The sequence below is a fragment of the Flavobacterium sp. B167r genome, from assembly GCF_056824315.1.
In genome coordinates this window covers 1,743,415-1,767,919 of the sequence record NZ_CP124859.1, presented here as the reverse complement: position 1 = coordinate 1,767,919, position 24,505 = coordinate 1,743,415, and the positions used below count along the sequence as shown (strand labels likewise).

Genomic DNA, 24,505 nt, shown 5'->3' with positions numbered 1-24,505 from the left:
TGCCTTCGTTACAATGCTTCGAAAACAAAACGGAAGCAATTCTTATTTTTTAGCTTTTGTTGCTTCTGGTTTTGCAGCTTCTGTTTTTGCAGCTTCAGCTTTTACTGATTTTGTTTTTTTATCAGATTTGTGTTTAGGATGTTTGGTTGCTTTCACTTCTTTTGCTGGAGCCATTTTTCCGTCTTTTGCAGGAAATGCGTGAACCATTGCACTTGTTCCTAAAACTGCTACTAGTAACATTAATAAATTTCTCATGATTTCTAATATTTATGAATTAATAATTTTATTTTACAGATCAAAATTACCTTCTGAAAATGAAGCTAAAATGAAGAAATCACTGAATAAAAAATTTTAACTTGATATTAACGCTTTGCTGGCTTTCTACCATATAAGTTCATTTAAATTAAACGGTACAGATCTAGACGCACTGCAGTGCGCCTCTACTAAAATGAACTTATATAACTTATATGGTTCAAAAAATTAATTTTCTAAAACCAAATCGTTTTTTAAAACCCAATTGTTTATTTTTACAGACTAATATTTTTAATATGTCAACTCAAAAACGCCTTTTTCTTCTAGATGCTTACGCACTAATTTTTCGTGGTTATTATGCTTTTATAAAAAACCCGAGAATCAACTCAAAAGGAATGGATACATCTGCAATTATGGGTTTTATGAACTCACTTTTGGATGTTATTAAAAGAGAAAAACCAGATCATTTGGCCGTTGCTTTCGATAAAGAAGGAAGCCACGCAAGAACAGAAATGTTTGCTGAATACAAAGCCAACCGTGACGAAACGCCAGAAGCAATTAAAATTGCTGTTCCCTATATTCAAGAATTATTAAGAGCCATGCATATTCCGATTGTTGAGCTTGCTGGCTGCGAAGCCGATGACTTAATTGGAACAATTGCTAAACAAGCAGAAAAACAAAACTACAAAGTTTTCATGGTAACTCCAGATAAAGATTTTGCACAACTGGTTTCTGAAAATATTTTTATGTACAAGCCTGCCCGTATGGGTAACGGAATCGAAATTTGGGGCGTTCCTGAAGTTTTGGCAAAGTTTGAAATTGAAAGACCTGAGCAAGTAATTGATTTTCTTGGAATGATGGGCGATGCCGTAGATAATATCCCAGGATTACCAGGAGTTGGCGAAGTTACTGCTAAAAAATTCCTGAAAGAATTTGGTTCAATGGAAAATCTTTTGGCCAATACAGATAAGCTGAAAGGCAAAATGAAAGAGAACATCGAGGCAAATAAAGACAAAGGTATTTTATCTAAAAAACTGGCGGCTATTATGTGCGATTGTGATGTTACTTTTAATGAAGACGATTACGAACTAACACGTCCTGACATCGAAAAAACCGATGCTATCTTTCAAGAATTAGAATTTAGAAGAATGGCAGAGCAGTTTGATAATTTATTTAAAGTTGGTGGAGGAAATGAACCAAACAATAATCCTGCTTCTGATGCCAAACTCTATAAAAAAACACAACCAAAAAATGAAGATCAATTTGATCTTTTTGGCGGTGGAGGAACAACTCTTGACGAAAGTGCCGAAGCAGCAAGGAATTCATTTTACAGCACTCTAGAAAATACGGAGCATTCTTATCAAACCGTTCAAGGTGATTTAGGGATTAAATTGCTTTTGCAGAATTTAGAAAAACAGACTTCAGTTTGTTTCGATACTGAAACAACAGGAATTGACGCACTTCATGCAGAATTGGTCGGAATGTCTTTTGCCTATGAAAAAGGAAAAGCCTTTTATGTTCCCTTTCCTGAAAGCAAGGAAGAAGCTCAAGCTTTAGTTGATAAATTTGTTCCGTTTTTTGAAAATGAAAGCATTGAGAAAATCGGACAAAATTTAAAATATGATTTAAAAATCCTTTCTAATTATGGCGTTACTGTAAAAGGAAAACTTTTTGATACCATGATTGCACATTATCTGATTAATCCAGATATGCGTCATAATATGGATATTTTGGCGGAAACGTATTTAAAATATTCTCCAAAATCTATAGAAACTTTAATTGGTAAAAAAGGAAAAAATCAGCTTAACATGCGTGATGTTCCTTTAGAAGATATTAAAGAATATGCTGCCGAAGATGCCGATATTACTTTACAATTAAAAGAAATATTCACCACAGAATTAGACAAAACCGAAACTAAAAAGTTATTTGACGAAATCGAAATTCCACTAGTAAGCGTTTTAGCCGACATGGAAACAGAAGGAATTCGTTTGGATGTTGAATTCTTAAAAGCAATGTCTTCTGAAATGGACATTGAAATCAAATCTTTAGAACAAAAAATTTACGAAACAGCTGGTGAGAAATTTAATCTTGCTTCTCCAAAGCAATTAGGAGATATTTTATTTGAAAAAATGAAGATTGGCGGAGCAAAACAAAAGAAAACTAAAACCGGGCAATATGCAACTGGAGAGGAAGTTTTGACTTATTTGGCAAATGACAACCCAATTGTAAAAGAGATTTTAGATTGGCGCCAAATGGTAAAACTTCAGAGTACTTATATTTTGGCTTTACCAGAACAGGTTGACAAAAAGACTTTGCGCGTTCACACCGATTATATGCAGGCGGTTGCAGCAACTGGACGTTTGAGTTCTAATAATCCGAACTTGCAGAATATTCCAATTCGTACCGAAAGAGGACGTCAGATTCGTAAAGCTTTTGTCGCTCGCGATGAAAATTATACTTTAATCTCTGCCGATTATTCTCAAATTGAATTGCGAATTATTGCCGCTTTGAGCGGAGAAGAAAATATGATTGCCGCATTTCAAAACGGAGAAGATATTCACAGGGCTACAGCAGCAAAAGTTTTTGACGTAGCTTTAGAAGAAGTTTCGCGCGAACAAAGAAGCAATGCCAAAACAGTAAATTTCGGAATTATCTATGGTGTTTCTGCTTTTGGTTTAAGTAATCAGACTTCGCTTTCTAGAAGCGAAAGCGCCGCTTTGATCGATGCTTATTACAAAACATATCCACGTCTTAAATCATACATTTCAGAGCAAGTAGATTTTGCAAGAGAAAAAGGTTATGTACAAACTATTTTAGGACGTCGCCGTTATTTAAAAGATATTAACTCTGCCAATGCCGTTGTAAGAAGCGCCGCGGAACGAAATGCTGTAAACGCACCAATTCAAGGAAGTGCTGCCGATGTGATTAAAATTGCAATGATCAATATCCATAAAAAACTTCGTGACGAAAACTGGAAGTCTAAAATGTTACTTCAAGTACATGATGAGCTTGTGTTCGATGTTCACAACGATGAACTCGAAAAAATTCAGCCTATGATTAAACACGAAATGGAAAATGCATTTAAAATGTCTGTTCCTTTGGAAGTTGAAATTGGTCTTGGTAAAGATTGGTTAGAAGCGCACTAAAAATTAAATTACCTGAATATTATAAAAAAGCCATTCCACTCGAATGGTTTTTTTTATTCAACAAAATAAGTGCCTTTTAAATATGTAAGATTTTTACTTTTATTACATTTGCGACTTAAATTAAAAAGAAGTCAAAATGAAACAAAGGTTGCTGTACCTATTTATACTTTATTCGACAATTTCATTTTGTCAAGAGAAAATTTATTATTTGGAAGGAACTCTAGGCAAAAGCACTATTTTCATGACAGTGCAAGTTTATAAATCGGATAGAGAAACTAGTTTAAATGCGGTTTATTTCTATAAAAACTCACTGAAAGACATTAAACTGGAAGGGAAACTAAAAGACAGCAATAATTTTACTTTCTATTTTAAGCCTGGAGATATTGTTAGTGAAAAATTTTATCTGAAAAAATCTGGCAATACTTTTGACGGTTTCTGGTATGATTCGAAAAACAAACAATTGGCTGTTACTCTTAAGCCTGTAAATTTTGACAATTACAAATCGAACATCAAAATTAGATTTGATGACGAACGTTTAAATTTGGTGAAATATAAATTTCTTGAATTTAAAAAACAGAAGACCACACTTTACAACAACAAAGAATTTATTTGGTACTCTGAAAAACATTGTACCTCAGATTTCTTTAGATTGGGAACTAATTTTTCTGAGAAAAACAAAACCTTGATTAATCCGATTTTAGAGCAAATTCATATCGAAAACACCTTAAGTCAGCTTGGTTGTTCTTCTAGTTTTGAATATAGCAATGGGCAAGGAATAGAAAGCAACACCACAATAAATTATTTAAATGCAAATTTGTTAGGCTTTCAAACTTCTGATTATTGGGACTGTGGAGGCGCGCATCCAGATTTTGGAAGCAGCGGCTATTTAATCGATTTGAATAACGGAAAAAAATATGGAATTGATGATATTCTTGCTTTTGATAAAAGTGTAACTGGAGACAGCGAAAATAATTTTGATGCTTATTCTAAATACCGAAGTGATTATTTTGCGCCTAAATTACTTGCTGTAATTAATTCTCAGCAACATTTTGAAAAGCCAAAAAATGAAGATGATTATTGTGATTACACCAATGAAGAATATTGGGATTTTCCATCTTGGAACTATACAGAAAAAGGAATTGAATTTACTCCTATCTTTTATAGAGCTGCAAGATCCTGTGAAGAATCTTTTTTAGTTCCGTTTGAAAAGCTAAAAAACTACAAGAATTCGAAATTTCCTTATGAGTTTAAATAAAAAAATCCCTTCGCTAGGAAGGGATTTTTCAGTTTTATTTTTTTCGAGTTGATTCTCTTTCTTTCAATTTTGTTTTGATTACGATTGTTTCGTATTCAGAAACTGTTCCTTCCGGCTCTTCCAATCTTTCGATCAATCTTTTTGCAGCCACTTCTCCAATTTCAACACCATGCTGACTGATTGTAGTCAAACTTGGCGATAAACGTCTTGAAGCTAAGATACCATCTGCAAAACCAATAATCGAAATATCTTCTGGAACTCTATAGCCTTTTTTCAAACTTACTCTTAAGGCCGCAACCGAATCATTTTCATCCAAAGCAAAAATTCCGTCAATTTTATGATCAAAAATTCCTTCGATTTTTGCTTTCATATCTTCTTCCGAATCAGTACGAAGAATAATTTTTTCGTTAACCGGAATATTATTGTCTTTTAAAGCTTTTAAATATCCTTCTGTTCTAAGTTTTCCTACACTTATATTATCTACAGAAGAAATTAGTGCGATATTTTTACAACCTAAATCAATTAAATGCTGTGTTGAGTTTAATGCCGAATCAAAATCATCTACAACAACTTTATCACAATCTACTTCATCCGCAATACGGTCAAACATCACAATTGGTGTTCCGTCGCTAATTATTTCAGAGAAATGATTATAGTCTTGAAGCTTTTGAGCTTCTTGTGAAACCGAAAGGATAAACCCGTCAATAGTTCCGTTACTCAGCATTTCAAGTGTATGAATTTCTTTTTCCAAAGACTCATTAGAAATACAGGTAATTACATTATAACCTTTTTTATCAGCTACTTTCTCAATACCGCTAAAAACTTTCGCAAAGAAAGAATTTAAAATATTAGGAATAATTACCCCAATCGTTTTTGTCTTACGATTCTTAAGATTCAAACCAATAACATTCGGCTTATAATTTTTGAGTTTGGCATACTCTTTAATCTTCACCTTGGTTTGTTCACTAATTTCTGGACTGTCATTCAATGCTTTAGACACAGTCGAAACAGAAACGCCCAGTTCCTTCGCAATTTGTTTTAGAGTTGCTTTAGCTTTCATCCAATTGAATTTTATGTAATTAATACAAATATAGTAGAATTACCGAAAATAAAACAAAAAGAAGCTATTAGTATTTAAAAATGTAAGCCATTTCGAAATAATAATTAATTAAACAGATATTTTAAAACCGCTCTTACTAAAATCTCGTTAATATCTAAATACCAATCAACTAACCAATGTTGTTAACCTAATAAAAAACTTGATTATGAAAAACGAAGTTAAAATTCATGAAGTTGACCCTTCACTGAATAGCAGAAGGAGCTTTCTTAAGCTCAGTGGATTAACATTAGTGACCACAGGTTTAGTTCTAGCTGGCTGCAGCGACAATGACAATGATAATGACATGCCAGACAATTCTTTACCTGGAATAAGAAATGGCGTTTTTGATTTAGGCTCTGGAGATTTTGGAGTATTAAGTTACGCATACGCTCTAGAACAATTAGAAGCTGACTTTTATACTAAAGTAGTCAATTCTAGCGGTTTTAACACCGTATTTAGCAGTGTTGAGCGCGAAGTTCTAACCGATCTATATCATCATGAGGTAGTTCATAGAGATTTTTTCAAAGCTGCTTTAACTGGAGTGCTTCCCAATCCTAGCACACAATTACTTCCTTCCCTAGCGTTTAATTATGGTTCTTTAAATTTCAACAGTCGTACCGAAGTTTTAGCAACTGCAAAAGCTTTAGAAGATACCGGAGTCGCCGCTTATAATGGTGCGGGTAAATTGATTAAAACAGCAGATTACTTATTATTAGCAGGAAAAATTGTTTCTGTTGAAGCAAGACATGCCGCAGCTATAAGAAGTTTGATTAATCCGAATTCTAAAGATTTTGCCGGAGATGATATCGTAAATATGTCAACAGGTTTAGATGATGCAAAAGATCCTTCTAAAATCCTGCCGATTGCTGCTGGTTTTATCACTACGAAATTTACAGCTAAATACTTACCTTAATCTTAACTGCTAAAACTTAGAAATTATGAACATTTTAAAATTTATAGAATCCTTTACTGATGACAATTTAATGAATAGTACTGGTTCTCGAAGAGACAGTTTTTCACAGTTTGGGAATATCGGGAAAAATTTAGCTTTAGCTTCCATTCCTTTTGGATTGTCCGCTCTTACTAATAAGGCTTTTGCCAAAGATATTACGGCAACACCTGCAACTCCAATCGGTGCTTTGCAATTTGCTTTGACCTTAGAATATCTTGAAAACGAATTTTATGCCATGGCATTAGATTCTGGAGTAATTCCAGCTTCTGAAAATGGCGGACGCGATTTAAAAGTTTTTCAACAGATTGCCGATCATGAAGCCGATCACGTAAAATTCTTAATTGCAGGATTGGGAGGAACGATGAGTGCCAACTTTGTCGCTAAACCAACTTTCGATTTTACAGTTGGAGGCGCTTTTGATCCTTTTAATGATTACCCAACGTTTTTGGCATTGGCACAAGCCTTTGAAGATACAGGCGTAAGAGCTTATAAAGGTCAAGCCGCTAATTTAATCACTACACCCGATTTATTGACGGCTGCCTTGCAGATCCATTCTGTTGAAGCAAGACACGCTTCTGAAGTAAGAAGGTTACGAGGTTTAAAAGGATGGATTTCTAATGCAGAACGAGGCGCGGGAATGCCAGCTGCAACACAAGCAGTATATGATGGCGAAGGCGTAACGACGCAAGCGGGTTTTAATACCGCAGCCGCTTTTGGCGCAGCCGCAGGCTCAGAAGCTTATGATGAACCACTTACAACACAACAAGTAGTTGATATTGCTAATATATTTATTGTATAATCGATTTTTTTTCTAAATATTTAACCGTCTTTACTTTATTGTAGAGGCGGTTTTTTTATTGACTAATTAATTAAAAAACTGAAGCCCTGATTTTCAGCAGATAAAATATTCTTTCAGGTATTTGGTTTTAAAATAATTAATTGTACTTTTGCATCCCCTTTATTGGGGATGGAATGTTTAATTAAAATAATATTATGGACGCATTAAGCTACAAAACAGTTTCAGCAAGTAAAGCCACTGTAACTAAAGAGTGGATTGTTGTTGACGCTGAAGGTCATAACTTAGGACGTCTTGCTTCTAAGGTTGCTATGATCTTAAGAGGTAAGTACAAGCCAAGCTACACACCTCACGTTGACTGTGGAGATAACGTAATTGTTATCAACTCAGAAAAAATTAACCTTACAGGTACAAAATTGAATGACAAAATTTACATGCGTCATACAGGTTACCCAGGAGGACAAAGAACTTTAACTGCTAAAGTATTGCAAGCAAAAAACCCTGCATTATTAGTAGAAAAAGCTGTAAAAGGTATGTTACCTAAAAACAAATTAGGAGCAGAACTTTTTAGAAATCTAAATGTTGTTGTAGGATCAGAGCACACTCACGGAGCTCAAAAACCTAGAACTGTTAACCTAAATGATCTTAAGTAATGGGAGTTATTCACAAAATCGGTAGAAGAAAAACCGCTGTTGCACGTGTATACGTTTCTGAAGGAACTGGAAACATCACTGTAAACAAAAAAGAATTCGCAACTTACTTTCCAACTGCAACTTTACAGTATAAAGTTTTACAACCACTTTCTATGACAGAAAATGCTAGTAACTTTGACGTAAAAGTAAACGTTTACGGAGGTGGTACAACTGGTCAGGCAGAAGCTGTAAGAATGGCATTAGCACGTGTAATGTGTGAAGTTAACGCTGAAAACAGAGCAATCCTTAAGCCAGAAGGTTTATTAACAAGAGACCCAAGAATGGTTGAACGTAAGAAATTCGGTCAGAAGAAAGCTCGTAAGAGATTCCAATTCTCTAAACGTTAATATTACCTGTCTTGTTCAAATGGGACAAGACATTATCAATTATTTATTGAAATTAAAAAACACAGTTATTGTTGCTCTCCTATCGAGGTAGGATATAGTTTAGCATCTAAATGTATAAAGCCTGGGAAACCGCCATTTATACATTGCTAATCAACAGAACGTAAACTAGTACAAAAATGGCAAACAAAATAGAAGTTAAAGACTTACTAGAAGCAGGTGTTCACTTTGGACACATGACTAGAAAATGGGATCCAAATATGGCCCCTTACATTTATATGGAGCGTAATGGTATTCACATTATCAATCTATATAAAACTGCAGCAAAAATTGAAGAAGCTAACGAAGCTTTGAAAAAAATCGCTGCATCAGGTAGAAAAATTTTATTCGTAGCTACCAAAAAACAAGCAAAAGATATCGTTGCTGAAAAAGCAAAAGCTGCAAACATGCCTTACATCACTGAAAGATGGCCTGGTGGAATGCTAACTAACTTCGTAACTATCAGAAAGGCAGTTAAAAAAATGTCTTCTATTGATAAAATGAAGAAAGATGGTACTTTCATGACTCTTTCTAAAAAAGAGCGTTTGCAAGTTGATCGTCTACGTGCTAAATTAGAGAAAAACTTAGGTTCAATTGCTGATATGTCTAGACTACCTGCAGCATTGTTCGTAGTAGATATCAAAGCTGAACACATCGCAATAAAAGAAGCTCAAAAATTAAACATTCCAGTTTTCGCGATGGTTGATACGAATTCTGACCCAAGAGAGGTTGATTACGTGATTCCTGCAAATGATGATGCTTCTAAATCAATTGACAAAATTTTATCTTTAGTGACTTCTGCAGTAATCGAAGGTCTTTCTGACAGAGGTGCTGAAAAAGAAGTTGAAGCTACTGAAGAAGCTCCTGCTGTTGAAGCTGAAGCTGCTCCTGCTACTGAAGAATAAATCAAATTTTAAATTCCAAATTTTAAATTCCAAATTCCAAATACAAAATTAAAAACGTTATGTTGATAATTTAATAAAATTGGAGTTTGGGATTTAGAAGATGGAATTTTTACTTTTAACATTAAAATTCAAAATATTATGGCAACAATTACTGCTGCAGACGTAAATAAATTAAGACAATCTACAGGTGCCGGAATGATGGACTGTAAAAAAGCTTTAGTTGAAGCTGATGGAGATTTCGATAAAGCAATTCAAGTTCTTAGAGAAAAAGGACAAAAAGTTGCTGCTAACCGTTCTGACCGTGAGTCTTCTGAAGGAGCTGCTGTTTCTTTCATTAACGCAGACAACACTAAAGGAGCTATCATCACTTTAAACTGTGAGACAGATTTCGTAGGTAAAAATGAAGCTTTCGTAACTTTAGCTAAACAATTAGTTGAAAAAGCGATCAACTTCTCTTCTAAAGAAGAATTCTTAGCTTCAGATTTCAACGGAATTACTGTTGCTGAAAAATTAATCGAGCAAACTGGTGTTATCGGTGAAAAAATCGAAATCGGTGGTTTTGAAATTTTAGAAGGTGCTTTCGTTGGATCTTACGTTCACGTTAACAAAATTGCTGCTTTAACAGCTATTTCTTCTCCAGTTGCAAACGCTGATGTTTTAACTAAAGACATTTCTATGCAAGTTGCTTCTATGGGAGCTGATACATTATCTTACAAAGATTTTGATCCTGCTTTCGTTGAATCTGAACTTGCTGCTCGTATTGCTGTAATCGAAAAAGATAATGAAGAGGCAAAACGTTTAGGAAAAACTTTAAAAAATGTTCCTAAATACATTTCTTTCTCTCAATTAACTGAGGAAGTTATCAAACAAGCTGAAGAAGATGCTAAAGCTGAATTAAAAGCTGAAGGTAAACCAGAACAAATTTGGGATAAAATTATTCCTGGAAAAGTTCAACGTTTCATTTCTGATAACACAACTTTAGATCAAGAAAAAGCGTTATTAGATCAAAACTTCATCAAAGATGACAGTAAAAAAGTTGGTGATTACGTTAAAGGATTCAACGTTGAAATCACTGGTTTCAAAAGAGTTACTTTAGGCTAATATATTATTTTTCAATATTAAAAAGCCCGAATATTTATTTATTCGGGCTTTTTTTATTTTCTCTTAGCTTTCAACCGGAAAGTTTCTCGCACGCATCAAAGCATCTGATTTTGGAGCATGTCCTCTGAAATTCTCATACATTTCTTCATTATCAATAGTATTCCCAACACTTAAAACAGTATTAAAAAGACGTTCTGAAATATTCTTATCAAATGGCCCGCCTGCTTCTAGAAAAGCTTCATAAGCATCTGCGTTGATTACATCTGCCCACAAATAACTATAATATCCTGCTGCGTACCCATCACTTGAAAAAATATGAGCAAATTGTGGAATTCTATGTCGCATCACAATTTCAGATGGCATATTAATTTCGCTTAAAACCTTATACTCAAATGCATGCGGATCGATAGTTTCGGTTGTCAAATGCAGTTTCATATCAACAAACGAACTTGAAATCGTTTCAACTGTAGCAAAACCTTCATTAAAATTAGCCGCTTTTCCAATTCTTTCCACTAATGATTGAGACAAAGGTTCATTTGTTTTGTAATGAAGCGCAAACTTGTTTAAAACCTCTGGAGTTGCCAACCAATGCTCCAATAATTGCGATGGAAACTCTACATAATCTCTAGCAACCGAAGTTCCTGAAAGACTTGGATAAGTAACATTAGAACATAATCCGTGCAGCGCGTGACCAAATTCATGAAACAAAGTTGTGGCATCATCCCATGAAATTAAAACTGGCTCATCACTATTTCCTTTAATAAAATTGCAATTATTCGACACAATAGGAAGCACATTTCCTTTTATTTTTTGTTGGTCTCTGTGCGAATTCATCCATGCTCCTGAACGTTTTCCAACGCGCGCGTATGGGTCAAAATACCACAACCCAATTGGTTCTCCTGTATTTTTATTATTAACTTCCCAGACACGAACATCTGCGTGATACACCGGAACATCAAATAATTGTTTGAAACCTAAATTAAATAATTCGCCAGCTGTCCAAAACATTCCTTCACGTAAATTTTCTAGCTGCAAATACTGCTTAATTTCATTCTGATCTAAATCGTATTTTGCTTTTCTCACTTTTTCTGCATAAAAACGATAATCCCAAGGCTGAATTTTAAAATTTCCTCCTTCATTATTAACCATTTCTTGCATCGTTGTAACATCATTTTTTACTTTCTCTACTGCAGGTTTCCATACAGAATGCATTAAATCAAGCGTTTTCAACGGATCTTTAGCCATTTTGTTGGACAAACTCCACTCTGCAAAATTAGCAAAGCCCAGAATTTTCGCTTTTTCTGCTCTTAATTTTAAAATAGAAACAAGAGTTTCGTTTGTATCATTTTCGTTCTTATTATCACCTCGTTTTACAAAAACATCGAATGCTTTTTCTCTTAAATTTCTTTGATTCGAGAAAGTCAAAAAAGGTTCTATCGAAGATCTTGTGTTTCCAATACACCCTATAACACTCAAATTTCTTTCTTTCGCTTCAGCTATAGCCGCATTCTTAAATTCTTCAGGCAAGCCGTCAAAATCAGCTTCTGTTTTTAATTCTATAAATTGATCGTTTTCTTCTGCTAGCAATTTTTGACTAAAAGAAGTAAAAAGCCCCGCCAATTCCTGATTTATTTTAGCAACTTTATCTTTGTCAGACTCCTTTAGCTCTGCGCCTTCTCTAACAAAATCAGTGTAATACAACCAAAGCAAACGTTGCTGTTCTTTCGTTAAACTACTCTTTTCATCGGATTTATACAAAGCTTCAATTCTAGAAAATAGTTTCTCATTTTGATACAGTTTATCATTAATATCAGCCAGTTTTGGTGACATTTCGGTATCAACGATATTAAATTCTGGAGTGCTTAAATTGGATCTGTAAATTCCATAAACAGCATGAATTCGATCTAATTTTTCGCCAGAAAGTTCCAAAGCTTTGATTGTATTTTCAAAAGTTGGCTTTTCTGGATTATTTGTGATTGCATCAATTTCTTCTAATTTTTCTTTAATAGCAAATGCTATTGCAGGCTTAAAATCTGACACTTTATATGTTGTAAAGTCCGGTACGCCTCCATAAGGACCTGTCCAATCTTTCAACAATGGATTATCTAACTCTATTGGTGTTTTCATAACAAATACATTAATTAATTCTGAACAAAATTCGATTAGCAAAAAATGAACAGAATCTCAAAATTAACCAATCGAAAGCAAACTTCATATTCTAACAGATTATAAAATTAATCTGGTTCTAAGATTTAAAAGAAATAGTTTATTTTTGAAATATCAATACTAAAAATCAAATGTTTAAAACCAGAAAAGAAATTGTTTTTGTAATTTTATCAGGGATATTTATAACCAATGCCGTTGTTGCTGAGTTAATTGGAGGAAAGCTAATTCAGATTGGCCCTTTTGTAATGAGTATAGGAATTCTGCCTTGGCCAATCGTGTTTCTAACTACCGATTTGATTAATGACCATTTTGGCGAAAAAGGCGTAAAAAAACTCTCTTTCATAACTGCATGCTTAATTGCTTATGCTTTTCTAATACTTTTTATGGCCATTACCATTCCGGCCGCGAAAGGAATCAGTCCTGTAAATGATGATCAATTTCAGGCGGTATTTGGACAAAGTATGTGGATTATAATTGGAAGTTTAATTGCTTTTATGGTTTCTCAACTTATTGATGTTTGGATTTTTTGGTTTTTCAAAAATAGGACTGGAGAAAAGAAAATATGGCTGAGAGCAACTGGTTCTACCGTGATTTCACAATTATTTGATTCATTTATTGTTTTAGGAATCGCTTTTTGGCTTCCAGGGAAAATAGATTTTGACACCTTTATATCTTCAGGTTTAATAGGATATACTTTTAAGTTAGCAATAGCTATTTTATTAACGCCAGCAATTTATTTAGGACATTATTTGATTAAAAAATATTTAGACGAAGATCCTGCTGATAAAGGATAAAAAATATTTAGGTTATGAAAAAAAAATATTTGCTTATTTTATTCTCTGTTACCTATTTCTTTTTAAGCTGTGGCAATGATGAAAAAAAACAGCCAAAAAAGGTCATTCAGCCTGTCAATAAGTTGAAACCAGCTCCTGTGAAGATAACTCGTAAAGTTTCTTCAAAAAGCATTACCGCTCCAAAAGAGTTAGGTTCAAAAAAAACTGTTGCTCAAAAAAATCCTTTTTCAGTTAAAAACCCGATAAATGTTAATGCATTAAATCCTCAAATAACGCATCATGTTGCAAGTCAGTCAGTTTCAGTAAAAAAGGAAGTCAATGAAGAATTATTAAACTTTGTCAATATTCGCAAAATATTGACAAAGTGCAAAATGGGCCAGACTATGACTCAAAAGCAATTAACGGAACATTTTGAAATACCAGAAGAAGCTGTAAAATTAGTAAAAAGCATAACCAAAACTGCTGAAAATGAAATATCTGTAAAATGGCAATCTACTTGGCTTATCGAAAAAGTATCTGACGCGGAACTTGAAGATGGCAAAATGAAAGTAATGTTTAAAGCCAACAAAATGTATACTTCTGGAAATGCTATTGGAATTAAATACAATAGAAAAACCTATAATAATCTGGTCATAGTTGGGCGTTCAGCTTATATTCCGAGTGTAAAAGGGTATAGCTGGCAAATTGGAAAATAGTAATAATATAATTTTATAAAACCTCAAACTAAACAGTTAGAGGTTTATTTTTGAAAAAAATGGAACAAATAAGATGCGGTTGGTGCACTTCCAGCGATTTATATAAAAAATATCATGACGAAGAATGGGGCGTTCCCGTTTATGACGACCCAACGCTTTTTGAATTTTTAATTTTGGAAACCTTTCAAGCTGGTTTAAGCTGGATTACTATTTTAAATAAAAGAGAAAATTTCAGAAATGCTTTTGATCATTTCGATTATAAAAAAGTGGCCGATTACTCGGAAGATAAAATCGAAGATTTAATGCAGAATACCGGAATTATTCGGAACAAATTAAAAATTAAAGCTGCCGTTTCAAATGCTCAGGCTTTTATGAAAGTTCAGGACGAATTTGGAAGTTTCTCTGATTATATTTGGAAATATACTGACGGAAAACCAATCATAAACAATCCGAAAACGTCAAAAGATGTGCCTGCTACTACTCCACTTTCAGACGAAATCAGCAAAGATTTAAAAAAAAGAGGCTTTAAATTCGTCGGTTCAACCGTAATTTACGCACACATGCAAGCCACCGGAATGGTCAATGATCACGCGGAAGATTGCTTTACCCGTAAAAAATAGTTGCCAGTCGCAGTCGCAGTTTTCAGTCTTTTAAACCCAGTTAAAAACTGAAAACTGAAAACCGAGACTGAAAACTTTAAAAAATTTATCTATATTTGCTTCACACTTTAGGGGTGTCTACAACTTGTAGGCTGAGATTTTACCCTCTGAACCTGATCTAGTTCATACTAGCGTAGGGAAAAGTAAGATGACTTCTGCGCGCATTTTTATGCGTTCTTGTAGCCATTCCTAAGGTGTTACTATACACTAAACTTAAAAGGAATGGAACTAAAAATCAACCAACAAATCAAAAATTTCAATGCTGAATCACTTAGCGTTCAGTCATTGCTCGATCTCGAAATTCCGCACAAACAAAACGGAATCGCCGTTGCTATCAACAATACTGTTGTTCCAAAATCCACTTGGAACGAATTCTTCGTACAAGAAACCGACGAAATATTGATTATTTCTGCTACTCAAGGCGGGTAAAATTTCAATTTGAAATTCCAATATAAAAATTCCAAATTCCAATTTATCGTTGCAAATAAACACAATAAAAATCAACTTGAAACCTGAAACTTGAAACTTGAAACCTGAAACTTGAAACCTGAAACAAAATCAAAAAAATGAAAGAAGAACAAATATCCAGAACCCCGTTTCCGAATTCTAAAAAAGTATATATCGACGGAGAAATTCACCCTATAAAAGTAGCGATGCGTGAAATTGCATTAAGCGATACCAAACTTTCTAATGGCGGAATTGAGAAAAATCCACCTGTAACTGTTTACGATACTTCGGGCGCTTATACAGATCCAAACATCGAAATTGATATTAGAAAAGGATTGCCACGCTTACGCGAAAGTTGGATTCTAGACCGAAATGACGTTGAAATTCTAGACGAAATAACCTCAGATTATGGTCAAAGCCGATTGAAAGATGAAAGCTTAAATCACCTTCGATTTGAATATTTACATCAGCCAAAAAGAGCCAAAAATGGTGCAAACGTAACACAATTATATTACGCCAAGCAAGGAATTATCACTCCTGAAATGGAATATATCGCAATTCGCGAAAATCAAAGAATTGAACTTTTAAACGAGCAAACCAAAGCAATGCAATGTCAACATGGCGGACATAGTTTTGGCGCGAATACTCCAAAAAGCAAAATTACTCCAGAATTTGTCCGCTCTGAAGTTGCTTGCGGAAGAGCTATAATTCCCAACAACATCAACCATCCGGAAAGTGAACCGATGATTGTGGGACGTAATTTTTTGGTGAAAATCAATGCTAATATTGGAAACAGCGCTGTGACTTCGAGCATTGAAGAAGAAGTTGAAAAAGCCGTTTGGGCTTGCCGTTGGGGAGCTGACACGATTATGGATTTATCAACAGGGAAAAACATTCACGAAACGAGAGAATGGATTATTCGAAATTCTCCTGTTCCAATTGGTACCGTACCGATTTATCAAGCTCTGGAAAAAGTAAAAGGAATCGCCGAAGATTTAACTTGGGAAATTTTCCGCGATACGCTAATCGAGCAGGCTGAACAAGGCGTTTCGTATTTCACAATTCACGCTGGCGTTTTGCTTCGTTACATTCATTTAACAGCAAACCGCGTTACAGGAATTGTTTCACGCGGTGGATCGATCATGGCAAAATGGTGTTTATTTCATCATAAAGAAAATTTCTTGTACACGCATTTTGAGGAAATCTGCGAAATCATGAAGCAATACGATGTTGCTTTTTCTCTTGGAGATGGTTTGCGTCCGGGTTCGATTGCCGATGCTAATGATGCTGCTCAATTTGCCGAATTAGAAACTTTAGGCGAATTGACAAAAATTGCCTGGAAACATGATGTTCAGGTTTTTATTGAAGGCCCAGGCCACGTTCCGATGCACATGATTAAAGAAAACATGGACAAGCAATTAGAACATTGCCATGAAGCTCCGTTTTATACTTTAGGCCCTTTAACGACTGATATTGCGCCGGGTTACGATCATATCACTTCAGCGATTGGTGCTGCTATGATTGGCTGGTACGGTTGCGCGATGTTGTGTTATGTTACTCCAAAAGAACATCTTGGCTTGCCAAATAAAAAAGATGTAAAGGACGGTGTAATCACCTATAAAATTTCTGCTCACGCTGCCGACTTGGCCAAAGGTCATCCGGGAGCGCAATATCGCGACAATGCATTGAGTAAAGCACGTTTTGAATTCCGTTGGGAAGATCAGTTCAATTTGGCTTTAGACCCAGATACGGCAAGAGAATTCCATGATGAAACACTTCCAGCCGATGGTGCAAAAGTCGCTCATTTCTGTTCGATGTGCGGACCAAAATTCTGTTCTATGAAAATATCTCAGGAAATTAGAGATGTCGCTGCCGCGGAAAAAGGAATGCAGGAGAAATCAGAGGAATTTATTGAACAAGGGAAAGAGATTTATATTTAGAGAATAGAGCAAAGAAGCTAGAAGAAAGATATGATTTTGATTACGAATCCTTTTTTTGTTGAAGATGAAATAGATATCCTTCATTCTTTGTTGGAGGAAGGATTGTCTTTGCTTCATGTTCGGAAACCTGATTTTTCTGAGTTGGAAATGGCGCAATTTATTCATCAAACAAAATTAGAATTTCGAGCTAATCTGGTTTTGCATAATCATCATCAATTAGCGGAAGATTTTGGAATTGAAAGATTTCATTTTTCTGAAAAAGAAAGAAAAAATCTGAATGATTTCCCTGTAAGGTTTTCAAAACCTTGTAAGTCTAAATCAACATCAACACATTCAATTGAAGATTTTAATTCTCTAGAAAATTTTGATTATGCGTTTCTAAGTCCAGTTTATACGAGCATTTCTAAAGAAAATTATCATCCTAAAATTGATCTTTTTAAAGAAATAAAATCAAGAACAAATCATAAAACAAAAATGGTCGCTCTAGGCGGAATTGATTCTCAAAACATTCAAAAAACACTTGAAAATGGTTTTGATGATGTCGCGCTTTTAGGCAGTATTTGGAAGAATGAAAATCCATTAAAACAATTTAAATTATGTCAAAAGATCGTCCTTTCGTACTCACAATCGCAGGTCTAGATCCATCAGGTGGAGCTGGGATTTTAGCTGATGTCAAAACATTTGAACAGCACAAAGTAACTGGTTTTGCTATTTCGACAGCGAATACGATTCAGACTGAAAATCAGTTTTACGAGATTCAGTGGACAGATTTAAGTTTTGTAATTCGCTCTATCGAAACAATGTTTTTAAACTATAAAATCAGTGTTGTAAAAGTTGGAATTGTCTCTTCTTTATATGATTTAAACCGAATTATTTCGACTATAAAAATGCTTTCTCCTTCGACTAAAATTGTTTGGGATCCAGTTTTGAAATCGACCACAAAATTTGAATTTATGAATATTGAAGATCGGTTGGATTTAAATAAAATACTTTCAAAAATCGATTTGATAACGCCAAATTATCATGAGGCCAAAATTCTGTTCCCAGATTTTATTTCGAAAGAAAAGGATTTTTCAACGAACATTTTGCTGAAAGGCGGACATAACGAAAAAGCCTTGGGAACAGATCGTTTATTTCTAAAAAATGAAGTTTTAGAATTACTTCCGTCAGAAAAAAAATGTTTCGAAAAACACGGTTCAGGTTGTGTGCTTTCTTCTGCAATTACTTCTAATTTGGCTTTAAATCAAACGCTTAAAGAAGCCTGCAAAAATGCCAAAATCTATATCGAAAATTACCTGAGTTCAACATCAACTTTAATCGGATATCATTATGTATAGCAAACTTCAATATATCTCGCAGGGCGAAACTATCGAAAAACAATTGTACAACATTCATAAGGCGCTTGACGCAGGCTGTAATTGGGTGCAAATGCGTTTTAAAAATCAGACAAAAAAAGACACCTTCACTTTAGCGGAAGCGGTAAAACCGTTATGCGAAAAGTACAATGCCCATTTTATTGTAAATGATGATTTGCATCTTACTAAAGAAATTGATGCTGACGGTGTTCATTTAGGTTTAACCGATACTAAAATCGACAAAGCTAGAGCTTTTTTAGGAACCTCAAAAATCATTGGAGGAACCGCTAATACTTTTGAAGACATTCAAAATCATGTTAAAAATGGCTGTGATTATATTGGTTTGGGGCCTTTTCGATTTACTGCTACAAAAGAAAAACTAAGTCCGATTTTAGGATTATCGGGCTATTTTGACATACTTCAAAAATTGAAAAAAAATAAAATAGAGATTCCTGTTTATGCCATTGGAGGAATCACATTACGAGATGTGAGTTCGTTAATGGAGACTGGAATTCATGGAATTGCCGTTTCTGGAATCATTACGGAAAGTGATGAAAAAGAAAAATTAATTCAACAACTAAACGAAAAATTATATGCAAACATCATTGTTTAATATCGGAGATAAAACCTTTAAATCCCGTTTGTTTCTTGGAACGGGAAAATTTGGTTCGAATGAAGAAATGGAAAGCGCCATTTTAGCTTCAGAAAGTGAGTTGGTTACTGTAGCACTAAAACGTATCGATCTCGAAACCGATACTGATGCCATTTTATCGCACTTAAATCATCCGAATATCAATTTATTACCCAATACTTCGGGCGCGCGAAATGCGAAAGAAGCTGTTTTTGCAGCACAACTAGCGCGCGAAGCATTAGGAACCAACTGGATAAAACTCGAAATCCATCCTGATCCAAAATATTTGATGCCTGATCCGATTGAAACTTTAAAAGCAACGGAAGAATTGGCGAAACTTGGTTTTATTGTACTTCCGTATATCCATGCTGATCCAGTTTTGTGCAAACATTTAGAAAACGCCGGAACTTCAGCCGTTATGCCGTTAGGTTCCCCAATTGGAAGTAATAAAGGATTAAAAACGATTGATTTCTTAGAAATTATTATCGAACAAAGTAATGTTCCGGTAATTATCGATGCCGGAATTGGTGCTCCATCCGATGCCGCTAAAGCCATGGAAATTGGTGCCGATGCTGTTTTAGTGAATACTGCTATTGCCGTTGCCGGTAATCCGAAATTGATGGCTGAGGCTTTTAGAGAATCAGTTATTGCAGGAAGAAAAGCTTTTGAAGCTAAAGTTGCTAATCAGCAAAATTATGCTTCGGCTTCTAGTCCTTTGACTTCTTTTCTCTATGAGTGATTTTTTTGTTTCACGCAGATTTGGCAGATTTAAGCAGATTAATAATGATTTTATTTCTCTTAAATCTGCGCAAAACAAAAGCTTAGAAAAGAAAGAAAATTCTTTATTTTTGATATTAGTAAAAATTAAAGAATTATGACTGAGAATGAAATATCATATTTAATAAGAGGCGCAATTTTTAAAGTATATAACAATTTAGGACCGGGTTTATTTGAATCTGTTTATGAAAGTGCTTTGTTTTATGAATTAGAGAAACTGGAATTAGAAATTCAGAAACAGGTTGAAATTATAATTCCATATGAAGAAATAACATTAGATCCAGCATTTAGGATTGATATTTTAGTTGAAGACAAAGTAATAATTGAATTAAAATCAGTAGAAGATTTAGCGCCAATTCACTATAAACAATTAGAAACATATTTAAGATTAACGCAAAAGAAATTAGGCTTGCTGGTAAATTTCAATACAACAAACATTCTTAATGATATTAAAAGAATCGCCAATAAAATCTAATCGGCAGATGATAAAAATAAAATCATTATTAATCTGCTTAAATCTGCAAAATCTGCGTGAAACCAAAATAAAAATATGAAAACATTCAAATCCATTTTCGAGCAATATAATTGGGATGAAGTCCAATCCAAGATATACAAAGCCACATCAAAAGATGTCGAACGAACTTTGGCAAAAACCAAATACAATCTCGATGATTTTTTGATTTTGATTTCACCTGTTGCTCAAAATTATTTAGAACAAATGGCGCAAAAATGCCATGAAATCACAAAAAAACGCTTCGGGAAAACCATCCAGATGTATGCGCCTCTTTATTTGAGCAACGAATGCCAAAACATTTGCACCTATTGTGGATTTAGTCTGGACAATAAAATCAAACGAAAAACACTTTCAGATGCTGAAATTAAGTTGGAAGTTGAAGCCTTAAAAAACACTGGTTTCGATCACGTTTTACTGGTAACAGGCGAAGCAAATTATACCGTAAACATTAATTATTTCCTCAATGCGATTAATTTAATCAAAGAAGAATTTTCGATTATTTCTGTTGAAGTGCAACCACTTTCTACAGAGGATTACGAGCGTTTACACGATGCTGGAGTATATTCTGTTTTGGTTTATCAGGAAACGTATCATCAGGAAGTTTACAAAAAATATCATACAAAAGGTAAAAAATCAAATTTCGATTTTCGTTTGGAAACTCCTGACCGAATTGGAACTGCCGGAATTCATAAAATTGGTTTAGGCGTTTTATTAGGTTTGGAAGATTGGCGTACAGATAGTTATTTCAATGCTTTGCATTTAGATTATTTGCAGAAGAAATATTGGAAGACTAAGTATTCGGTTTCTTTTCCGCGTCTTCGTCCTGCTGAAGGAATTATCGAACCTAATTTTATCATGGACGACAAAGATTTGACACAGCTAATTTGTGCTTACCGATTATGGAACGAAGATTTAGAAATTTCCATTTCAACGCGCGAAAATGAAAAATTCAGAAACAATATTATCCCAATTGGTGTTACGAGTATGAGTGCGGGCTCTAAAACAAATCCGGGTGGTTATGTTGTTGATCCGCAATCTTTGGAACAATTCGAAATCAGTGATGAACGCTCCGCAGAAGAAATTTCAAAAATTATAAAAAATGCTGGCTACGAACCAGTTTGGAAAGATTGGACAAAAGCTTTTGTTTAAATTCCAATCCCGAAGCTTCGGGACAAATTCCAAATTCCAAAATCCAACATCAATCTAAAATCTAAAATCAGAAATCTAAAATTTCAAAATGAGTATAATAAAAGAATTCCTTCGTTACAACAGACAAACTATTCTTCCTGAAATTGGAGACGAAGGTCAGGAAAAACTAAAAAAAGCACGGGTTTTAGTAATTGGAGCGGGCGGTTTGGGCTGTCCGATTTTACAATATATTGCAACCGCTGGAGTTGGATTTATTGGAATTATGGATTTTGATGTTATCGAAATTCATAATCTTCACCGACAGATTTTATATACCGAAAAAGAAATTGGTCAGCACAAAGCAATTGTGGCTCAAAAAGTAATTTCGGAACTAAATCCTTTGATTGAAACTGTGGCGATTAATAAAAAATTGACCGCTGAAAATGCATCTCAAATTATTGAAAAATATGATATTATTGTCGATGGATCGGACAATTTTTCTACTCGTTATTTGGTAAACGATACTTGCGTTGCATTAAAAAAGACTTTAGTTTACGGAAGTATTTTAAAATTTGAAGGACAAATTGCTGTTTTCAATCATGAGGGAAGCAAAAATTTACGCGATTTATTTCCGGAATCTCCGGATCCAAAAGATGTTCCGAATTGCAGCTTAAATGGTGTTTTAGGAACCTTGCCCGGAATTATCGGAAATATGATGGCGCACGAAACGCTAAAATTGATTTTAGAATTGCCGACTTTAAAAAATGAAATATTGATTTTTAATACGATAAACTGGAATTTGACAAAGTTGGATTTTTAAAAAACAACCTCATCTCCTACGCTGATAATTCCCGAATTCAGACTCACAAGATTAGTTCCGAATAAAACAGAATTGTCAACGTTTCTGTATTTGCTCAAGGTTTTTAGAGGTTCTTTTTTTACAATTCCTTTCTGCGGATCGTTGTTAACCATGATGCATCTTCCGCAGGGTTTTATATTTTTAAATTGAACTTCTCCAATTGTAAAAGACTTAAAATCATCTTCTTCATGAGCTTTTTTTGTACTCACAACAATATTTGGACGAAATCTTTTAATGGTAATTTTTTCTTCTAATTTTCCATTTAAAAAATCAAGACTTTCAGTTCCAATTAATAAGTACGGGTATCCATCGGCAAGACTAACATTATACGTTTCATTTGTTCTCGAACTTTCATGTTTACGGGCACCAATTTTATTGATTTTTACCAATCTGCATTCGAAACCTAATTTATCGCTAAACCATTTCGAAGAGTTTTTATTTACTTCGAAAACCTCACTTTTGTCATCCCAAACTTGAGATTCTATTGCTTTTTCTAAGTGTTCTTTTATAGAAAATTCATGCGTTTCTCCTTCAAAACTAATCTGGATTTTATCACCTAAAATCTCCGGATAAAACTGACTCATTATTGGGTATTCTCTTTGCGTAACATGAACATTTTCAGCATTAATCAGCATCCATCTTCTGTCATTTTCAAATCCCATTTCTTCTGCGGAAGCGCTTTTTAAGCTAATTCCGGCCAAACTTTTTATCGGATAAATGTAAATTTCCTTTACAACATGAACTCCACTCATTTTATTTACTTTTTAAAATAGACATAAATTCCTCACGATCAATTTCGCGACAACCCAAACTTTCTAAATGCGGATTATAAACCTGACAATCTAATAGTTTATAATTTTCCTTTTTCAAATATAAGGCTAAAGCAATAAATGCCGTTTTTGAAGCATTTGAAACTTTAGAAAACATACTTTCTCCACAAAAAATATTCCCCAAATCAATTCCGTACAAACCGCCAACCAAGACATCGTCTTGCCAAACCTCAACAGATTTAGCAATTCCTTCTGCATTTAATTTGCAGTATGCTTCGATCATTTCGTCAGAAATCCACGTTCCGTCTTGACCTTCTCGTTTAATATTCTGGCAATTTGAAATTACTTCTCTGAAGTTTTTATTATAAGTAACCTTAAAGATTTTCTTATTGAGAATCTTTTTCATGCTTTTGGAGATCGCCAATTCATCAAAAAACAATACCATTCTCGGATCTGGAGCCCACCAAAGAATAGGTTCTCCTTCATTAAACCAAGGAAAAATACCGCTTTTGTAAGCCAGCAACAAACGTTCTGTACTTAAATCGCCACCGATTGCCAAAATACCTTCTTCATCTGCTTCGGTAACTGGCGGAAAAAATAAATCGTTGAATAAATAATACATCTTTTAAAATAATCAAATTTTAAATTCCAATCTCAAAATTTCAATGCTGAAATTCCAATTTTCTTTAGTTTTACCATTTCTCCTTTAGTCAAAATGACAAAACTAGATCAAAAATAAAATTCCAAACTCCAAATTCAGTCGAATGAATTGGAATTTGGAATTTAAAATATTGTGATTTCTAAACTCTTAGAACGGTAAATCGTCTGGTTCATCTTCGTTTATACTTGTTGCTGGCGCAAAAGTTTCTGCTGCTGGCATTGGTGCACCTTGGCTAGGTCCTTCTGGAGCTAATCTTTCGATTCTCCAACCTTGAATACTATTGAAATATCTAGTTTCTCCTTGTGGATTAACCCACTCTCTTCCTCTTAAATTGATAGAAACTTTTACTGCATCTCCTTGTTTATAGCTACTCAATAAATCGCATTTATCTTGTGTAAATTCGATTAAAATATGTTGTGGATACTGCTCCTCAGTAGTAACAACTAACTCTCTTTTTTTGAATGAGGCACTAACTTGCTGCTCTGGGTTAACCACTTTTACTTTTCCTGTAACTTCCATCTTCGTCTA

General features: G+C 34.3%; 26 protein-coding genes and 1 riboswitch. Of the genes, 20 read left to right on the top strand and 6 right to left on the bottom strand.

Features of this window, described 5'->3' with window-relative positions; translation table 11 throughout:
• Positions 1-42 precede the first annotated feature (42 nt).
• On the bottom strand, positions 43-255 hold the full coding sequence (locus QLQ96_RS07950) for a hypothetical protein (RefSeq protein WP_482496129.1): 213 nt from the start codon (positions 253-255) through the stop codon (positions 43-45).
• A gap of 293 nt (positions 256-548) precedes the next feature.
• Here QLQ96_RS07950 and polA point away from each other — a divergent pair, with 293 nt between their 5' ends.
• Positions 549-3,398: a DNA polymerase I gene (gene polA, locus QLQ96_RS07945; protein ID WP_482496127.1), complete on the top strand. Its 2,850-nt coding sequence runs from the start codon at positions 549-551 to the stop codon at positions 3,396-3,398.
• Between the two features lie 136 nt (positions 3,399-3,534).
• Positions 3,535-4,653 carry a hypothetical protein gene (locus tag QLQ96_RS07940; RefSeq protein WP_482496125.1) on the top strand — a complete coding sequence of 373 codons (1,119 nt, stop codon included), beginning with the start codon at positions 3,535-3,537 and terminating at the stop codon, positions 4,651-4,653.
• Positions 4,654-4,687: 34 nt separating this feature from the next.
• Here the strand turns inward: QLQ96_RS07940 and QLQ96_RS07935 are convergent, their stop codons facing one another.
• Entirely contained in the window at positions 4,688-5,713 is a 1,026-nt protein-coding gene (locus QLQ96_RS07935) for a LacI family DNA-binding transcriptional regulator (protein WP_482496123.1), read from the bottom strand.
• A gap of 205 nt (positions 5,714-5,918) precedes the next feature.
• On the opposite strand from QLQ96_RS07935, the gene QLQ96_RS07930 reads away from it, so the two are divergent.
• The 6 genes from QLQ96_RS07930 (at position 5,919) to tsf (ending at position 10,581) form a co-directional block, all read left to right on the top strand.
• Positions 5,919-6,665, top strand: a complete 747-nt coding sequence (locus QLQ96_RS07930) for a ferritin-like domain-containing protein (protein ID WP_482496121.1) — start codon at positions 5,919-5,921, stop codon at positions 6,663-6,665.
• Positions 6,666-6,690: 25 nt separating this feature from the next.
• Entirely contained in the window at positions 6,691-7,503 is an 813-nt protein-coding gene (locus QLQ96_RS07925; RefSeq protein WP_482496119.1) for a ferritin-like domain-containing protein, read from the top strand.
• A 194-nt stretch (positions 7,504-7,697) separates the two neighbouring features.
• Positions 7,698-8,153, top strand: coding sequence for a 50S ribosomal protein L13 (gene rplM / locus QLQ96_RS07920; RefSeq protein WP_095927953.1), 456 nt, complete (start codon positions 7,698-7,700; stop codon positions 8,151-8,153).
• On the top strand, positions 8,153-8,539 hold the full coding sequence (rpsI, locus tag QLQ96_RS07915; RefSeq protein ID WP_008466792.1) for a 30S ribosomal protein S9: 387 nt from the start codon (positions 8,153-8,155) through the stop codon (positions 8,537-8,539). The genes rplM and rpsI overlap by 1 nt, the downstream gene beginning before the upstream one ends.
• Positions 8,540-8,715: 176 nt before the next feature.
• On the top strand, positions 8,716-9,480 hold the full coding sequence (rpsB, locus tag QLQ96_RS07910) for a 30S ribosomal protein S2 (protein WP_482496116.1): 765 nt from the start codon (positions 8,716-8,718) through the stop codon (positions 9,478-9,480).
• Positions 9,481-9,618: 138 nt separating this feature from the next.
• Positions 9,619-10,581: a translation elongation factor Ts gene (tsf, locus tag QLQ96_RS07905; protein WP_482496114.1), complete on the top strand. Its 963-nt coding sequence runs from the start codon at positions 9,619-9,621 to the stop codon at positions 10,579-10,581.
• A gap of 63 nt (positions 10,582-10,644) precedes the next feature.
• Here the strand turns inward: tsf and QLQ96_RS07900 are convergent, their stop codons facing one another.
• Positions 10,645-12,708 (bottom strand): M3 family metallopeptidase, encoded by a 2,064-nt coding sequence (locus tag QLQ96_RS07900; protein ID WP_482496112.1) that lies wholly within the window; start codon positions 12,706-12,708, stop codon positions 10,645-10,647.
• Positions 12,709-12,878: 170 nt separating this feature from the next.
• Between QLQ96_RS07900 and QLQ96_RS07895 the strand changes: the two genes are divergently transcribed.
• The 12 genes from QLQ96_RS07895 to QLQ96_RS07840 all read left to right on the top strand — a co-directional run bounded on the left by QLQ96_RS07895 (position 12,879) and on the right by QLQ96_RS07840 (position 22,507).
• The gene (locus QLQ96_RS07895) at positions 12,879-13,541 is read left to right on the top strand and encodes a queuosine precursor transporter (RefSeq protein ID WP_482496110.1); all 663 of its coding nucleotides are present in this window, start codon (positions 12,879-12,881) and stop codon (positions 13,539-13,541) included.
• 14 nt (positions 13,542-13,555) lie between these two features.
• Positions 13,556-14,236, top strand: coding sequence for a hypothetical protein (locus QLQ96_RS07890; RefSeq protein ID WP_482496108.1), 681 nt, complete (start codon positions 13,556-13,558; stop codon positions 14,234-14,236).
• Positions 14,237-14,295: 59 nt separating this feature from the next.
• Complete coding sequence (locus QLQ96_RS07885; protein WP_482496106.1) at positions 14,296-14,856, top strand: DNA-3-methyladenine glycosylase I; 561 nt, start codon at positions 14,296-14,298, stop codon at positions 14,854-14,856.
• A gap of 99 nt (positions 14,857-14,955) precedes the next feature.
• Positions 14,956-15,052: riboswitch (TPP riboswitch) on the top strand.
• A gap of 65 nt (positions 15,053-15,117) precedes the next feature.
• Positions 15,118-15,324, top strand: a complete 207-nt coding sequence (thiS, locus tag QLQ96_RS07880) for a sulfur carrier protein ThiS (RefSeq protein ID WP_482496105.1) — start codon at positions 15,118-15,120, stop codon at positions 15,322-15,324.
• Between the two features lie 137 nt (positions 15,325-15,461).
• Positions 15,462-17,282, top strand: coding sequence for a phosphomethylpyrimidine synthase ThiC (gene thiC / locus QLQ96_RS07875; protein ID WP_482496103.1), 1,821 nt, complete (start codon positions 15,462-15,464; stop codon positions 17,280-17,282).
• 30 nt (positions 17,283-17,312) lie between these two features.
• The gene (locus tag QLQ96_RS07870; RefSeq protein ID WP_482496101.1) at positions 17,313-17,921 is read left to right on the top strand and encodes a thiamine phosphate synthase; all 609 of its coding nucleotides are present in this window, start codon (positions 17,313-17,315) and stop codon (positions 17,919-17,921) included.
• Entirely contained in the window at positions 17,879-18,619 is a 741-nt protein-coding gene (locus tag QLQ96_RS07865; RefSeq protein ID WP_482496099.1) for a hydroxymethylpyrimidine/phosphomethylpyrimidine kinase, read from the top strand. The genes QLQ96_RS07870 and QLQ96_RS07865 overlap by 43 nt, the downstream gene beginning before the upstream one ends.
• Complete coding sequence (locus tag QLQ96_RS07860) at positions 18,612-19,250, top strand: thiamine phosphate synthase (RefSeq protein ID WP_482496097.1); 639 nt, start codon at positions 18,612-18,614, stop codon at positions 19,248-19,250. Before QLQ96_RS07865 ends, QLQ96_RS07860 begins: the two co-directional genes overlap by 8 nt.
• On the top strand, positions 19,231-20,007 hold the full coding sequence (locus tag QLQ96_RS07855; RefSeq protein ID WP_482496096.1) for a HisA/HisF-related TIM barrel protein: 777 nt from the start codon (positions 19,231-19,233) through the stop codon (positions 20,005-20,007). The genes QLQ96_RS07860 and QLQ96_RS07855 overlap by 20 nt, the downstream gene beginning before the upstream one ends.
• Before the next feature lie 135 nt (positions 20,008-20,142).
• The gene (locus QLQ96_RS07850) at positions 20,143-20,520 is read left to right on the top strand and encodes a GxxExxY protein (RefSeq protein ID WP_482496094.1); all 378 of its coding nucleotides are present in this window, start codon (positions 20,143-20,145) and stop codon (positions 20,518-20,520) included.
• Positions 20,521-20,595: 75 nt separating this feature from the next.
• Positions 20,596-21,708 carry a 2-iminoacetate synthase ThiH gene (thiH, locus tag QLQ96_RS07845; protein ID WP_482496092.1) on the top strand — a complete coding sequence of 371 codons (1,113 nt, stop codon included), beginning with the start codon at positions 20,596-20,598 and terminating at the stop codon, positions 21,706-21,708.
• An 88-nt stretch (positions 21,709-21,796) separates the two neighbouring features.
• Positions 21,797-22,507, top strand: coding sequence for a HesA/MoeB/ThiF family protein (locus QLQ96_RS07840; protein ID WP_482496090.1), 711 nt, complete (start codon positions 21,797-21,799; stop codon positions 22,505-22,507).
• Here QLQ96_RS07840 and QLQ96_RS07835 read toward each other — a convergent pair.
• The 3 genes from QLQ96_RS07835 to QLQ96_RS07825 form a co-directional block, all read right to left on the bottom strand.
• On the bottom strand, positions 22,504-23,298 hold the full coding sequence (locus QLQ96_RS07835) for an MOSC domain-containing protein (RefSeq protein ID WP_482496088.1): 795 nt from the start codon (positions 23,296-23,298) through the stop codon (positions 22,504-22,506). The two genes, QLQ96_RS07840 and QLQ96_RS07835, sit on opposite strands and share 4 nt — an antisense overlap.
• 1 nt (position 23,299) lies before the next feature.
• Entirely contained in the window at positions 23,300-23,938 is a 639-nt protein-coding gene (gene aat, locus QLQ96_RS07830) for a leucyl/phenylalanyl-tRNA--protein transferase (protein ID WP_482496086.1), read from the bottom strand.
• A gap of 186 nt (positions 23,939-24,124) precedes the next feature.
• Entirely contained in the window at positions 24,125-24,496 is a 372-nt protein-coding gene (locus QLQ96_RS07825; RefSeq protein WP_482496084.1) for a DUF3127 domain-containing protein, read from the bottom strand.
• Positions 24,497-24,505: the final 9 nt, after the last annotated feature.

Coding starts and splice junctions, on each gene's coding strand:
- QLQ96_RS07950 (WP_482496129.1), bottom strand. CDS start 255: ATGAGAAATTTATTAATGTTACTAGTAGCAGTTTTAGGAACAAGTGCA.
- QLQ96_RS07855 (WP_482496096.1), top strand. CDS start 19,231: ATGCAAACATCATTGTTTAATATCGGAGATAAAACCTTTAAATCCCGT.
- QLQ96_RS07940 (WP_482496125.1), top strand. CDS start 3,535: ATGAAACAAAGGTTGCTGTACCTATTTATACTTTATTCGACAATTTCA.
- QLQ96_RS07870 (WP_482496101.1), top strand. CDS start 17,313: ATGATTTTGATTACGAATCCTTTTTTTGTTGAAGATGAAATAGATATC.
- thiC (WP_482496103.1), top strand. CDS start 15,462: ATGAAAGAAGAACAAATATCCAGAACCCCGTTTCCGAATTCTAAAAAA.
- rpsB (WP_482496116.1), top strand. CDS start 8,716: ATGGCAAACAAAATAGAAGTTAAAGACTTACTAGAAGCAGGTGTTCAC.
- QLQ96_RS07825 (WP_482496084.1), bottom strand. CDS start 24,496: ATGGAAGTTACAGGAAAAGTAAAAGTGGTTAACCCAGAGCAGCAAGTT.
- QLQ96_RS07895 (WP_482496110.1), top strand. CDS start 12,879: ATGTTTAAAACCAGAAAAGAAATTGTTTTTGTAATTTTATCAGGGATA.
- tsf (WP_482496114.1), top strand. CDS start 9,619: ATGGCAACAATTACTGCTGCAGACGTAAATAAATTAAGACAATCTACA.
- QLQ96_RS07850 (WP_482496094.1), top strand. CDS start 20,143: ATGACTGAGAATGAAATATCATATTTAATAAGAGGCGCAATTTTTAAA.
- aat (WP_482496086.1), bottom strand. CDS start 23,938: ATGTATTATTTATTCAACGATTTATTTTTTCCGCCAGTTACCGAAGCA.
- thiH (WP_482496092.1), top strand. CDS start 20,596: ATGAAAACATTCAAATCCATTTTCGAGCAATATAATTGGGATGAAGTC.
- rpsI (WP_008466792.1), top strand. CDS start 8,153: ATGGGAGTTATTCACAAAATCGGTAGAAGAAAAACCGCTGTTGCACGT.
- rplM (WP_095927953.1), top strand. CDS start 7,698: ATGGACGCATTAAGCTACAAAACAGTTTCAGCAAGTAAAGCCACTGTA.
- QLQ96_RS07835 (WP_482496088.1), bottom strand. CDS start 23,298: ATGAGTGGAGTTCATGTTGTAAAGGAAATTTACATTTATCCGATAAAA.
- QLQ96_RS07885 (WP_482496106.1), top strand. CDS start 14,296: ATGGAACAAATAAGATGCGGTTGGTGCACTTCCAGCGATTTATATAAA.
- QLQ96_RS07840 (WP_482496090.1), top strand. CDS start 21,797: ATGAGTATAATAAAAGAATTCCTTCGTTACAACAGACAAACTATTCTT.
- QLQ96_RS07860 (WP_482496097.1), top strand. CDS start 18,612: ATGTATAGCAAACTTCAATATATCTCGCAGGGCGAAACTATCGAAAAA.
- QLQ96_RS07930 (WP_482496121.1), top strand. CDS start 5,919: ATGAAAAACGAAGTTAAAATTCATGAAGTTGACCCTTCACTGAATAGC.
- QLQ96_RS07935 (WP_482496123.1), bottom strand. CDS start 5,713: ATGAAAGCTAAAGCAACTCTAAAACAAATTGCGAAGGAACTGGGCGTT.
- polA (WP_482496127.1), top strand. CDS start 549: ATGTCAACTCAAAAACGCCTTTTTCTTCTAGATGCTTACGCACTAATT.
- thiS (WP_482496105.1), top strand. CDS start 15,118: ATGGAACTAAAAATCAACCAACAAATCAAAAATTTCAATGCTGAATCA.
- QLQ96_RS07900 (WP_482496112.1), bottom strand. CDS start 12,708: ATGAAAACACCAATAGAGTTAGATAATCCATTGTTGAAAGATTGGACA.
- QLQ96_RS07890 (WP_482496108.1), top strand. CDS start 13,556: ATGAAAAAAAAATATTTGCTTATTTTATTCTCTGTTACCTATTTCTTT.
- QLQ96_RS07925 (WP_482496119.1), top strand. CDS start 6,691: ATGAACATTTTAAAATTTATAGAATCCTTTACTGATGACAATTTAATG.
- QLQ96_RS07865 (WP_482496099.1), top strand. CDS start 17,879: ATGTCAAAAGATCGTCCTTTCGTACTCACAATCGCAGGTCTAGATCCA.